A 13,677-nucleotide genomic window follows, 5' to 3' on the forward strand; every position below is an offset into this window, starting at 1 on the left:
CCCGCCATTCACCAGCGCGGCATAGCTTTGAATACCAAACGATTTGTGCAAGAGTTTTCCCGCAGGCTTGATCAAGCCCATGGGCAGGGAAATCAATATGAGCACAGCAGACCCAGGCGAAAACTCGCGGGCGGAAATCCTGATTGCCCGGGTGACCGGTCTGTTGGAGCAGCCGATCGTCAGGTTAGCGATACCTGTTGTGATAACGCTGATCGCGTTGACGGTGCTGCACGACCTGTCGAGCCATGTGAAATGGTCGGACGTGCAATCTGACATTGCCGGAACGTCTTGGCGGGTGATGTTCCTTGCCGTTTTCTGGACGGCCTTCAGTTTTCTGTCTCTGTCCTTCTATGACGTCTTCGCCGTGCAGAGCGTGGCGGGGGGAACGGTCCCCCTTCGCATCGCGGCCATGGCCGGGGCCAGCGGCTATGCGGTGTCGAATTGCCTCGGATTTTCGTACATCACGGGCACTGCGATCCGCTATCGGATCTACGCGTCTCTGGGGTTGGATCTGGGACGGGTCGCTGGTGTGATCGCCACATCATGGGTGGCTTTCTGGATGGGCCTCATCCTGATCCTCGGCGGAATGATGACGCTTCATCCAGACGGGATCGCCCAAGCGCTGCCGATCAGTGGAACGCTTGAAACGGTCATCGGGGTTGCCCTGCTGGTCGGTCTGCTGGTTCTGTTTGTATGGCTGGCCAAAGGCGGGCGTCGGCTGGCCTTTGGCGGAGTGGGATTTGACCTGCCCGGAGGCAAGTTGGCCAGCCTTTTGACACTGGCCGCAATCGGGGATCTGTTCGGCGCGTCGATGGCTCTTTATGTTCTGATGCCCGACGATCTAGGCGTCGGTTATCCGTATTTCTTCACCATCTATATCTGCGCAATCGCAGTTGGGATTCTCAGCCATGCGCCGGGCGGAATCGGTGTGTTCGAGGCCACGTTGATCGCCGGGCTGGGGGCCTCGGGCCGCTCGGACGTGATTGCCGCGTTGCTGCTTTACCGGGTTGTCTACACGTTTTTGCCATTTGCCATCGCAAGCCTGTCGATTGCTATCGCTTCGGCGCTGGCACATCGGCATCACATCAGCGGCGCGGCCACTTGGTTCTATCGGGCCGTCCGGCCAATCGTGCCGATGGTGGCTGCCGGTATCGCGGCAGTGGCCGGTGTGGTTCTTCTGGTGTCCGGCACCTTGCCTGCCAGCTCGACGAAGCTGGGGATCCTGCGCGAGTTTCTGCCCCTGTCCTTCGTCGAGGCATCGCATCTGGCCGGAAGCGCCATTGGCGTTCTGCTGCTGCTTGTGGCGCGGGGGCTGTACCGCAAGCTCTACCGGGCATGGATCGTTGCCATGATCCTGATGCTGGCCGGGTTCTTCGCGTCGCTGGCCAAGGGGCTGGATACGCATGAGGCCATCGGAATGCTTGCAGCCATCGGTTTGTTGGCCCTGTTTCGGGGGGCTTTCTACCGGGTAAGCGGCGCCTCTATCTTCCGGCTGAACATTCCTTGGCTGGTCAGTCTGATCGCGTTGCTGGCGGTGATCTTCTGGATCGGGTTGTTCGCCTATTCCCATGTCGAATACGAAAACGCGTTGTGGTGGGAGTTTGCATGGAATGGCGATGCCTCGCGGTTCCTGCGCTCCAGCATGGTGGTGGCGGTCATCGTCGGGGTGGTGGCCGTGAACTCGCTGTTCGGACGCACCATCCCCGCACGTCACCGCACCGAGATTCCTGCGGCGGTCGAACGTTTGTCGCTTGCCAGCGAAGACACCGAGGCGCAGATCAGCCTGACCGGCGACAAACAGTTCCTGATCGCGCCAGATGAAAGCGCCTTTCTGGCCTATGCCGATTCCGGCAACGCGTTGATCAGCAAGGGCGAGCCTGTCGGCGATGAGGCCGCCGGCCAGCAGCTGATTTGGCAGTTGCGCGAAATGGCCGATGCCGAAGGCAAGCTCTGCGCATTTTACAGCGTGTCCACCAAGTACCTGCCTACGTTTCTGGACCTCGGGCTGTCGATCCTCAAGATCGGTGAGGTTGCCCGGGTTCCGCTGAAGGACTTCACGCTGGACGGCAAATCCCGCAAGCGGTTCCGTCAGGCCCGGAACCGGGCCGAGCGTGAAGGAAATGTCTTCGAGATCATTCCCAAAGAACAGCTTGCACCGGTCCTGCCCGAGCTGCGCCAGATCTCGGATCACTGGCTGGAAGGCAAGGCGGGCGCGGAAAAGGGTTTTGCCCTGGGCGGGTTCGACGAGCAGTATTTGTCCTATTTCGATCATGCGGTTCTGAAGAACGGCGAGACAGGCAATATCGTGGCTTTTGCCAACCTGTTTCAGGGTGGCAACAAGTCGGAATTGTCGCTGGATCTGATGCGGTACGAGCCCGACTGCCCCAGCTTTGTCATGGACGCTCTGTTCGCCGAGATGATGAACTGGGGCGCCGGCCAAGGGTTTCATTGGTTCTCATTGGGGGCCGCGCCGTTTTCCGGGATCGAGAACCGGCAACTCGCCTCGCTGTGGAACCGGATCGGCGGCTTCGTCTACGAGCACGGCGAGCAGTTCTACCACTTCGAGGGGCTGCGCGCCTTCAAACAGAAATTCGACCCAGAGTGGAGCCCCAACTATCTGGCCAGCCCAGGCGGTCTGGCCGCGCCGCGCATCCTGTACGAGGTGAACATCCTGATCTCTGGAGGCCTGACGGGCCTGACGAAATAGCGCCTAGTTCAGACTTGCCCGTGTCGGATCCTGCTGCAGCAGGTCACCCCAATCGGTGCGATAGGACATCTCGGCCAGTACGGTTTCCGGCAGGAACTCCTGGTTCTGACGGATCTGCCAGCCCCCGCCCAGCCCCTTGTAGACCGCGACCAGGTTCGACGACACCTGCTGGCGCGCCTCGATCAGGTTGGCTTGCGAGCGCAGAAGCGCGGTCTGCGTGTTCAGGACGCGGGAATAGTCAGCGATGCCGTCGCGATACTGGCTGACGGCGATGTCGGCGGCCTTGCGCGCTGCGTCGACGCTGCGTTGGTAGAACGTCACCTGCTTGCGCGCCTGGGCATAGGCGACCATGGCGCTTTCGACTTCGGAATAGGCGGTCAGCACGGTGTTCTGATAGTTGGCGATCAGCGCCTGATAGGCGGCGTCCTGTGCGCGCACGTTGTTCTTGATCCGCCCATAGTTCAGAACGTTCCAGACCACGCCGGCGCTGGCCAGACCCGTGGTACTGTTCGAGCTGAACAGGTCGCGCCCGCCCGACGCCTGCAGGCCGATCGAGCCCGACAGGATGAACTGCGGATACAGGTCCGCCATGGCAATGCCCACCTGCGCCGATTGCGTGGCTGCGGCCAGTTCTGCGGCGCGAACGTCGGGGCGGCGGCGCAGCAGTTCGGCCGGAACGCCGACTGCGACGTTCGATCTTGCTGACGGAATCCGCCCGGACGTTCCCAGCAGACCGGTCATGCGCGACGGTGTCGTGCCCAGCAGAACCGCCAGCGCGTTCTTGGCCTGCTGCAGATCGCTTTCCAGCGTCGGCACCAGCGCCTTGGTGTTGTTCAGCAGGGCGGTGGATTCCTGCACATCCAATTCCGTCGTCACACCATTGTTGAACCGCAACTGGGTCAGATCATTGGCTTCCTGCTGCAGCTTGATGTTCTCGCGCGCGACGGCCAGCGACTCCTGCAGGGCGCGGATGTTGATGTACAGCGCGGCCACATCGCCCGTCAGCGTCACCAGCGCATCGTCATAGTTGGCGACCTGTAGCGCCAGGTTCGATCGCGCCGCCTGCACGCCGCGCCGCTGCGCGCCCCAGACGTCCAGTTCCCACTGGGCGTCAAATCCCACCTGCGACGTCGAAAACTCGGTATCCAGCGGAATGATCCGGTTGATATCGGCAATGGGACCGAGGTTGTCGCTGATCCGGCGCCGCTCCAATGATCCGCCCACGGCCTGAGATTGCGGATAGAGCTCGCCGAAGGCGATGCCCAGTTGCGCGCGGGCCTGCAACACGCGCGCGCCTGCGACCTGAAGCGTCAGGTTCTGGGCATAGGCCTCGGCCACCAGCTTGTTCAGGGTCGGATCATTGAAGCTCTGCCACCATTTGACCACGGGGGCGCTGCGTGATGTCAGACCGCTGGCCTGGCTGGCGCTAGGGCTGTTGGCCTCCATCCACTGTTTCACGACCGGCGAGTTGGGGCGCACAAAATCCGGCCCGACCGGGGTGCATGCAAACAGCAACGCGGCGCTCAGCGCGGTGCCAACAAACATGTGGCGGCGGTTTCGTGGCCTGCGCGGATGGTCCGGGTTCATGTGTGTCATGCTCAGATATCCAACGGTCGGATGAAGTTGGCGAAGGAATAGAGGCGGATGTTGATGCGGCGCAGAAACTCGAAGCTTGTGCCTTGCCCGGTATAGATGGCCACGGCCGCGTGCCCGCCAGCGGGGAAGGTATGCCCTTCGGGGACGTCGACCGAAATCTGCACCGCGATGCGCCCGGGAATTTTGGGCAGCTCGAACCCCGGCAGGCGGCCAGAAGGCAGGTATTGCCCCTGCCGGGTGGCCCACCAGATGGCCTCGACCCTGCCGGTCAGAATTTCACCCGGGTACAGGTCCAGCGCGACCTCGACAGGCTGACCGGGTTCGACGAATTTCAGGTTCTGCTGGCGGTATGTGGCCAGGATATAGGGCGAATCCTCAGTCACGAAGCTGGCGATGGCCCCAAGTCGGATATCACCGACCACAAGGCCGGGACGGGCCTGTTGCGAAACGATCATACCGTTCTCAGGAGCGTAGATCGTTGTATTATCGAGGAAATACTGTGCTTCGGCCAGCTGCGCCTTGGCCTGAAGGATACCGGTGTTCACTCCTTCGATCTGTGATTCCTGCGCAAGTTGCGCCTTTCTTAGATTGGCCTCAGCCTGTTTGACCGCAGCCTGATCTTCGGTCACTTGTTCGTTCCAGCGATCCAGCTCGTCCTGACGCGCACCCCCGGCAGGCACCAGGTTTTCATAGCGCGCCTTCTGCGTCATCGCATAAGCCAGCTGGGCATTGGCGCGCTCCACCGCCTCGGTCGAGGCGATCACGTCCTGTTGAAGGATTTTGGCGTTCTGCTCCGCAGCCACCAGTTGGGCCTGCGCGTTCTCGACGGCCAGCTTGAACACCGTGTCATCAAACCGGTACAGCGGATCACCCTTGGTGATGGGCGTGTTGGGTTCGACCAAGACCTCGGTCAGGATGGTCGGTTGGGTCAGTTTCGGGACGATCTGGATGGTGGACCGCACCACGTGGCTGTCGATCGAGAAGGGTTGGAAGAACCGCAGCGCGACCAGGAAGATCAGCAGCAGATGGGCGCCGACCCAGAACGACACGATCCCCCAGACAATGTTGAACTTGAGCCATTGTGCTTTGAAGAAAATGAACCAGACAAAAATGATGTAGAAAAGCGTGATGCCGAGGGCGACGAACATAGTGGTGGATTTCCTTCGGCGTCAGGTTTTCTGTGGGTCGTCTGCAGCAGGGGCCCGGTACTCGTCCTTGACCTGCCCGCCAAGGCGCTCGATCTCCTTGCGGATCGCTTCGCGCTCGCCCTCGGGCAAGCGGCGGATGTCCACGGTCATGCCATCATGGTAGGCCCAGATAAAGGCGTGCACCCAGGGGATGATCGCCAGAAATCCCATCCATCCCATCAGTTTGACGGCTTCGGCATGGGGGTGGTTCCGTTTGATTGCGATGCGGCCGGGCAGGCCCATGATGAACAGAAACAAGGCCATGACCGCCGCAAGCAGTAGGATCAGCGCTACGAATGTCAGGTAGTCATAATAGCCCAGCGGCTGCCCCAGTAGTCCCATCGTCGCGCCTCCTGTCTGGACGGTTGCCCCATCCTCAGTTGTTGGTGTCCAGTTCGTCAATCAATTTGTAGCTGGTCGGCGGGTCGGCGCAGATGCCCGGACCGCATTCCAACAGCGTCGAACCGGCGTTCAGCACCGCAAGACCCAGCATGATGAAGAACGCCACCTTTGCCAATGTGCTGCCGCCAAAGCGTGGTTCCGCGCGCGTGTCCGAGACATACTGTTTCTCGAACATCAGCATGATGGCGGTGCCCAACAGGATCAGAAAAAAGCAGATGGCAGCCCAAGTATAGTAGTGCAGGCCCAACACCGGAGAGCCATAGTGCCCGGTTCCCGGCACGATGTGCAGAAGGATCTGCCGCACCGACAAGCTGCCGCCGTAGAGGGCCGCAATCAGCATGATCGCATAGTGTTGGGGCCGCGGGCCATAAAGCAGGTTCAGGCCCAGACCAACACCAACCGCGACGAAGCCAACTCGCTGCAACAGGCAGAGCGGGCAGGGCAGTTCGTACAGCTTGAGCTGGTAGACATAGGCCAGCAGCAGAACAAGGCTGACGGCCAGCATTCCTAGGGCATTCAGAGTACGGGACAGTTCAGGTGTCATGATCGTCCCTTTCTACAACTGAATTGTCAGTTGGCTGGTGGCGTGAAACTTGAGCCAATAGACGCTCAACGCCAGCGTGAGAAAGAAAACCACGTTTCCGGCTTTTGTCCGTCCAAAGTAATTCAGCGCCATAACGGCTGTAAGTAACGCAAATAAAAGCGCGATCATGGCTCGGTCCTCCCCTCCCGTGCAACGATTGCAATGGTGGTGATACTGTCAGGCCCGCTGCCATCTGGCAAGTTTTGGGATCGTCCGTTCGCCTTAAGTGCGAGCGAACCCTAGCGGCACACCACCAATTGGGTCTGCCATTCGCGGCAGCGCGCAGCCAGTTCGGATGTGACGGGTGCGTCTGTATAGAACGTATCGATTTCGGACAATGACGTGATGCGGGCCGGGGCCGACCGCTGGAATTTCGAGTGGTCGGCAACAAGGCTGGTATGCCGCGCCTGCGCGATGATTGTCTGGCTGACGTTCACTTCCTGAAAATCGAAATCCAGCAGATCGCCTTCGCTATCCAACGCAGAACACCCTATGACCGCGTAGTCAAACTTGAACTGGCGAATGGTCGAGACGGTCAGATTTCCGATCAGGCCTCCATCGGAGCGGCGCAGAACACCACCAGCGACCACGATCTCGCATTCAGGGTTTTCGACCAGAATGTTGGCCACGTTCATATTGTTGGTCACGACCATCAGGTTCTTGTGGGTCAGAAGTTGCCGCGCTACGGCCTCGGTCGAGGTGCCGATATTCATGAACACCGATGCTCCGTCGGGTATGTCGGCGGCACACCGTTTGGCAATGCGTGTCTTGGCTTCGTCGTTCAATCCGCGGCGGTCTTCGTAACCGATATTCGAAACGCCCGACCTCAGAACCGCGCCGCCGTGAACGCGGTCCAGCATCCCGGCATCGGACAGTTCCGACAGGTCCCGACGAATGGTCTGGACGGTGACATTGAACTGCTCGGCCAGATCCTCGACCGCGACACGTCCGTTTTGCTTGGCAAGGCTCAGGATGTCGGATTGGCGAAAGGACAGGGACATATTCGGCTCCGCGGGTGTGGCTCTGTTCGTTTTTGTTCTTTTTGGGCATCGAGCGCAAGCCTGATGTTTTCTTGACTGGTTGCCGAAGGAGAAAGAAGTGAACGACGATCAAGTTGCACGAGATGCGACAAAGCGAACAAAAACGAAAATCGAAATTGACTAAACGAGTGTCGGTCGCGTTAATGCGCGCGACCCTTTTGCAAATGGAATCATCAAACATGGAACAGTCGGACACCCAGATCACCGATCTTTTCATCATCGGTGGCGGCATCAATGGCTGCGGCATCGCGCGCGACGCGGCCGGGCGCGGGTTGAGCGTCACGCTTGCCGAGATGAACGATCTGGCCTCGGCCACCTCGTCAGCCTCGACCAAGCTGTTTCACGGAGGGCTGCGCTATCTGGAGTATTTCGAGTTCCGTCTGGTCCGCGAGGCCCTGATCGAACGTGAAACGCTTTTGCGTGCCATGCCGCATATCAGTTGGCCGATGCGGTTCATTCTGCCGTATCACCCGGACATGCGGTTTGACTCTGAAACGCCCACGTCGCGCTTGTTGGGGACGGTCATGCCGTGGATGAAGGGGCGGCGGCCTGCCTGGCTGATCCGTTTGGGGCTGTTCATGTATGACAACCTAGGCGGCCGGAAGATCCTGCCGGGAACAAGTTCATTGAACCTGCGCACGGCGCCCGAGGGTGCGCCGCTGCAGGACAAGTTCGAAACCGCGTATGAGTATTCCGATTGCTGGGTCGAGGACTCAAGGCTGGTGATCTTGAACGCACGCGATGCAGAGGCACGCGGCGCGCGGATCTTGGTGGGCACCAAGGTTCTGTCGGCCGAACGCAGCGAAGATGTTTGGCAGATCACCGTGCAGGATTGCGAAAGCGGCGAAACCCGTGAACTGCGCGCGCGGATGCTGATCAATGCGGGCGGGCCGTGGGTTGGAGACATCATTCGGACCAAGATCCGTTCGAACTCACGCGAGGGCGTGCGGCTGGTGCGCGGCAGCCATATCGTGACGCCGCGTCTCTACGACCATGACAAATGTTACTTCTTCCAAGGTGAGGACGGGCGCATCATCTTCGCCATTCCCTATGAGCAGGACTTTACTCTGATCGGGACCACTGATCAGGACCACCCCGATCCGTCCGAGCCGCCCGTCTGCACCGAGGCCGAGCAGGATTATCTGTGCGCCTTCGCGTCCAAATACTTCAAGAAGCCGGTCTCGCGTGACGACATTGTCTGGACCTACTCCGGCGTGCGCCCGCTGTATGATGATGGCGCCCAAAGCGCCACGGCAGCTACGCGGGACTACACATTGAAAGTGGACGCCGAGGGCGGCGCGCCGGTCCTCAACGTGTTTGGTGGCAAGATCACAACCTATCGCCGCCTTGCCGAAAGCGCGATGGAGAAGGTGGCCGAGCACTTCCCAGACCTCTCTGGCCCTTGGACTGCGGGAGTTGCTCTGCCGGGTGGGGATTTCCCGGTCGACGGGGTCGAGGCACTGGTTGCCGGATTGAAGGCCAACTACGGATTCCTCACCGACAAATGGGCGCACCGTCTGGTACATGCGTACGGCACCGAAGCACGCATCATCCTCGGGAACGCGGTCCAAGCCGATGATCTGGGCGTCGATTTTGGCGCGACCCTGACCGAGCGTGAGCTCGAATGGCTGATGGACAAGGAATATGCCCGTACAGCGCAGGATGTGATCTGGCGTCGAAACAAACTGGGACTGCGCCTGAAACCCGAGGAGGTTGAGCAGATCGAGGCCTGGATGCAGAAGCGTCGTCGGCAATAACTGAAAACCGCTCAGTAACCCACCAAAGAAAAACGCCCCGCGGATGTCGCGGGGCGTTTCTTTTTTCTGTCGGTCAGGCCGCCTTTTCAGAAGGATCGGGATCCTTGCTCGTACCCTTGATCCACTCTCGCATGCTCTGCATCACCGCATAGAGGACCGGCACCAGGATCACCCCGAACAGTGTCGCGGCGAGCATCCCGCCAAATACGGCCACACCAATCGCCTTCTGGCTGGCGGCACCAGCACCGCTGGCTGCCAGCAGGGGCACAACGCCCAGCAGGAAGGACAGCGCGGTCATCATGACGGCCCGGAAACGCTGATGCGCAGCCTCGGCGGCGGCGTCCTTGACGGACAGGCCCTTGGCCCTCTGCTCCATCGCGAATTCCACGATCAGGATACCGTTCTTTGACGCAAGCCCCACCAGCATGATCATCCCGATCTGCGTGTACAGGTTGATGTCACTGCCCACGATCGCCACGGCCGCAACCGCGCCGAACAGGGCCACGATCACCGACAGCAGGATCGAGACCGGCATCGTCCAGCTTTCGTATTGTCCGACCAGGAACAAATACCCGAATAGGATCGCCAGCCCCAGGATCACCACGACCAGCCCGCCGGATGCCAGCTGTTGTTGGGCGGTTCCGGTCCATTCAAAGGCATATCCCGGGGGCAGGGCGGTCGCCGACTCTTCTGTCATCACGGTGATTGCGTCACCGGTCGACAGACCTTCTGCCGGAACCGCCGTCACCGTCGCGGAACGGAACAGGTTGTGGCGTTTCAACAGAACCGGGCCAAGCACGTTTTCGACGTCGATGAGCGTTCCCAGCGGGACCATCTCACCGGTGTTCGAGCGGACGTACAGGTTCGAGATGTCCTCGACATTGTCACGATACGACCCTTCGGCTTGGATCATCACGCGATAGACGCGACCGAACAAGTTGAAGTCGTTCACATAGTACGAGCCAAGCTGAGCCTGCATGGTCTGGAAGATTTCGGCGACCGATACGTTCAGAGTTTTTGCCTTTTCCCGATCCAGATCCACGAACAGCTGCGGGACGTTGGCCCGGAAAGTCGTGTAGGCTTGGCCGATTTCAGGCCGCTGGTTGGCCGCGTAGACAAAGGATCCCACGGCCGAGGCCAGATCCTGCGGCGAGCCGCCTCCGGTTTGCTGAACCTCCATTTCGACGCCCGCCGACATGCCAAGACCTTGGATCGGCGGCGGGTTGAATGCGACGATCGAGGCGGCGGATTCGCCGTTGGCGATGGCCAGTACCTTCTGCAGGATGGCGTCCGCCGTCAGATCCTCGTCTTGCCGTTCGTCCCAGTTGTCGAGGTTGACGAACACTGCCGCACCGTTGGTGATGGTTCCGTTCAGCAGTGAGAATCCGTTGATCAGAACGGTATTCGCCACGCCCGGGATCTCGCGGATCTGGTCATCCACGCGTTTGGATACCGCCTCGGTTCTCTCCAGTGTGGCCGCGTCGGGCAATTGGATGTCCACGAAAAGATAGCCGTTGTCTTCAAGCGGCAGGAACCCGCTGGAGGTGTTCGACATGATAGTCACGCCGCCAAAGGCAAAGCCCGCGATGATCCCGAGCGAGACCACGGGAACGATCAGCAGCTTGCGCACGATGGACACATAGCCTGCGCGCATCGTCCCGATGAATTTCTCGAACACCGCCAGCAGACCCTTGGGTGGGCCCGAACGCGCCTGAAGGACCAAACCGCACAGCGCCGGCGACAAGGTCAGCGCATTGATGGACGAGATGACGACGGCGGTCGAGATCGTAACCGCGAACTGTGAATACAGCCGCCCCGAGATACCGGGCATGAAGGTCACGGGCACGAACACGGCAAGCAGAACCAGAGTTGTCGCAATGACGGGGCCGGTGATCTGCCCCATGGCTTTGCGGGTCGCCTCGGCCGGCGGCAGGCCTTCCTCGGCAATGATCCGTTCCACGTTCTCGACGACCACAATCGCGTCGTCAACCACGATACCGATGGCCAGCACGAGTGCAAAAAGCGAGATTGTGTTCAGCGACATCCCGAACAGCAGGAGGAACGCAAATGTCCCGATCAATGAGACCGGAATCGCCACGGCCGGAATGATGGTCGCCCGCCAACTGCCCAAGAAGATGAACACGACCGAGATCACCAGAATGAAGGTCAGGATCAACGTCGACACCACGTCGTTCAGCGACTGTTCGACGAAGTCCGTAGTGTTGAATGGAACCGCATACTCCACATCGGTCGGGAAGGACCGTGAAAGACGCTCCAGTTCGGCTTCGACGCGGTCGGACACGGCCAGCGCGTTGGCGCCCGGCGCTTGGTAGATGCCGATTACCGTCGCCGGAACGGCCTGAAAATAGCCTGATGCGGCATAATATTCCGCCCCCAGTTCGACGCGCGCGATGTCACGGACCCGCACGATGGACCCAGCATCGCCGGTCCGAATGACGATATCGCCAAACTCTTTGGCCGATGTCAGGCGGCCTTTGGTCTTGATCGTGTACTGAAAGGTCTGGCCTTCAGGCACCGGCGGGGCGCCGATCGAGCCAGCGGAAACCTCGATGTTCTGTTCGCGAATGGCCGAGATCACGTCACCCGGCGTGATGGAAAGGGCGGCCATCTTGTCGGGATCCATCCAGATCCGCATCGCGTATTCCAGGTTGGTCAGAACGTCGGCCTTGCCCACGCCCTGCACCCGTGCCAGCGCATCTTTGAGGTTGATCGACGCGTAGTTCGACAGGAACACGCTGTCATAGGTGCCGTTGGGCGAGGTCAGGGTGACCAGCAACAGCATGTTCGTCGACGCTTTCTGCGTCACCACCCCCGACGAGGTAACTTCGGTCGGCAGCGAGGACATGGCCTGCGCCACACGGTTTTGCACGTTGACCGACGCGATGTCGGGGTCGGTGCCCACCTCGAACGTGATGTTCAGCGAATACGAGCCGTTGTCCGAGGATGTGGACGTCATGTAGATCATGTCATCCACGCCGTTGACCTGCGCTTCGATCGGCGCGGCAACCGTGTTTTCAACGGTTTCGGCGTTAGCGCCAGTGTACGTCGTCGTGACGCTGACCACCGGCGGGGTAATGTCCGGGAATTGGGCAACCGGCAGGACCATGTAGCCGATCGCCCCCATGATTGTCAGCACAAGCGAGATCACAAGTGCCAGCTTGGGCCGGCTGATGAACAGGGCGGAAAACATCAGTTATTCTCCCGGCTGTTCAGAGGCGACAACGGCGTCAACGGCAACACCCGGGCGCACCCTTTGCAGCCCTTCCACGATGACGCTTTCGCCCTCGCGCAGACCTTCCTTGACGATCACGGCAGAACCGTCCGTGTCGCCGGTCGTGATGTAGCGCTGTTCGACCATCTGCTTGTCGTTGACGACCAGCACAAACTCTCCGCGTTGATCTCGCTGCAGGGCAGCTTGAGGGATCAGCACTTCAAGCGTGGGTTCAAGCGCTTCGATGTGAACGTTCAGAAAGGCGCCATCCACGATCAGACGTTTGTCGTTTGCAAACTCGGCGCGCAGGGTGATCGCGCCGGTCAACGGGTCGATCCGGTTGTCCACGAACACGATCTTGCCGGTTTCTTCCAGCTCGGTACCATTGGGCAGCGTAAGCCGGACAACCGGGCTCTTGTTGCTTTCAGCAAGGGTGGAGGCGGTCTCACCAACGGTCTGAAGAACGGAGGTGAACTGCTTTTCATTCAACGAGAAATTCACGTAGATCGGCGCTTCGCTGATCAGGTTGACCAGCGGTTCCGTGTTGGGGCCGACCACGTCGCCGACGCTGGTGCTGATCCGACCAATCCGGCCGGAAAACGGCGCGTGAATCTGCGTGTAGTCCAGATCAAGCTGCGCCTGTTGAATGGCTGCGTTGGCCGCTTTGACTTCGGCTTCGGCGACCAACTCGTTCGCGCGGGCAATGTCGCGCTCGGATTCCGGCGTTGCGTCGCGCCTGTACAGTTCTTCCTTGCGGGCCAGGTCGACCTTGGCCAGTTCCAGATTGGCTTCGGCCCGATCAAGATCCGCTTTTCGGGCGTCCAGCGTGGCCTGGTACAGGTCGGGCTCAATGGTAAACAGCAGATCACCCTCGTTGACCAACGAGCCTTCTTCGACATTCCGGCTTTCCAGGAAGCCGCTGACCCGTGCGATGATGTCCACGTTGTCCGTGGCTTCGGCCCGCCCGATAAAAACAGCCTCCTCGGTGATTTCCTGTGTGTATGCGGCCGCAATCGAAACCTTGGGCGGCGGTGCATCCGACTGATCCTGGGCAAATGCGACCGGTGTAAACGCAAGGCATGCCAGCAGTGTCGCGCAAAGGCCGAGACGCGAGAGCGTTCGATTGCTGGTCGTGTGGGTAAGCGTCTTTTCAACGGTCATTGCGAGTGCCTC

10 protein-coding genes are annotated in these 13,677 nt (G+C 60.2%); 2 read left to right on the forward strand and 8 right to left on the reverse strand.

Annotation, left to right across the window (positions count from 1 at the left end; genetic code table 11):
- The first annotated feature begins 97 nt into the window (after positions 1-97).
- Positions 98-2,707 (forward strand): bifunctional lysylphosphatidylglycerol flippase/synthetase MprF, encoded by a 2,610-nt coding sequence (gene mprF / locus AC2FML_RS01215; RefSeq protein WP_496781620.1) that lies wholly within the window; start codon positions 98-100, stop codon positions 2,705-2,707.
- 3 nt (positions 2,708-2,710) lie between these two features.
- On the opposite strand, the gene AC2FML_RS01220 is transcribed toward mprF, so the two are convergent.
- The 6 genes from AC2FML_RS01220 to AC2FML_RS01245 all read right to left on the reverse strand — a co-directional run bounded on the left by AC2FML_RS01220 (position 2,711) and on the right by AC2FML_RS01245 (position 7,476).
- The gene (locus tag AC2FML_RS01220) at positions 2,711-4,303 is read right to left on the reverse strand and encodes an efflux transporter outer membrane subunit (RefSeq protein WP_496781621.1); all 1,593 of its coding nucleotides are present in this window, start codon (positions 4,301-4,303) and stop codon (positions 2,711-2,713) included.
- Between the two features lie 2 nt (positions 4,304-4,305).
- On the reverse strand, positions 4,306-5,451 hold the full coding sequence (locus AC2FML_RS01225) for an HlyD family secretion protein (RefSeq protein WP_496781623.1): 1,146 nt from the start codon (positions 5,449-5,451) through the stop codon (positions 4,306-4,308).
- A gap of 21 nt (positions 5,452-5,472) precedes the next feature.
- The gene (locus tag AC2FML_RS01230) at positions 5,473-5,832 is read right to left on the reverse strand and encodes a DUF3302 domain-containing protein (protein WP_093961840.1); all 360 of its coding nucleotides are present in this window, start codon (positions 5,830-5,832) and stop codon (positions 5,473-5,475) included.
- 34 nt (positions 5,833-5,866) lie between these two features.
- Entirely contained in the window at positions 5,867-6,436 is a 570-nt protein-coding gene (locus AC2FML_RS01235; RefSeq protein WP_496781625.1) for a disulfide bond formation protein B, read from the reverse strand.
- Between the two features lie 12 nt (positions 6,437-6,448).
- Complete coding sequence (locus AC2FML_RS01240; protein WP_170339565.1) at positions 6,449-6,604, reverse strand: DUF5993 family protein; 156 nt, start codon at positions 6,602-6,604, stop codon at positions 6,449-6,451.
- A gap of 110 nt (positions 6,605-6,714) precedes the next feature.
- On the reverse strand, positions 6,715-7,476 hold the full coding sequence (locus tag AC2FML_RS01245; protein WP_170437266.1) for a DeoR/GlpR family DNA-binding transcription regulator: 762 nt from the start codon (positions 7,474-7,476) through the stop codon (positions 6,715-6,717).
- Between the two features lie 218 nt (positions 7,477-7,694).
- On the opposite strand from AC2FML_RS01245, the gene glpD reads away from it, so the two are divergent.
- On the forward strand, positions 7,695-9,272 hold the full coding sequence (glpD, locus tag AC2FML_RS01250; protein WP_496781627.1) for a glycerol-3-phosphate dehydrogenase: 1,578 nt from the start codon (positions 7,695-7,697) through the stop codon (positions 9,270-9,272).
- 73 nt (positions 9,273-9,345) lie between these two features.
- Here the strand turns inward: glpD and AC2FML_RS01255 are convergent, their stop codons facing one another.
- Positions 9,346-12,483 (reverse strand): efflux RND transporter permease subunit, encoded by a 3,138-nt coding sequence (locus AC2FML_RS01255; protein ID WP_496781629.1) that lies wholly within the window; start codon positions 12,481-12,483, stop codon positions 9,346-9,348.
- A gap of 3 nt (positions 12,484-12,486) precedes the next feature.
- Positions 12,487-13,665: an efflux RND transporter periplasmic adaptor subunit gene (locus AC2FML_RS01260; RefSeq protein ID WP_496781630.1), complete on the reverse strand. Its 1,179-nt coding sequence runs from the start codon at positions 13,663-13,665 to the stop codon at positions 12,487-12,489.
- Between the last annotated feature and the right edge of the window lie 12 nt (positions 13,666-13,677).

Source organism: Ruegeria sp. BHSC029, assembly GCF_059613085.1.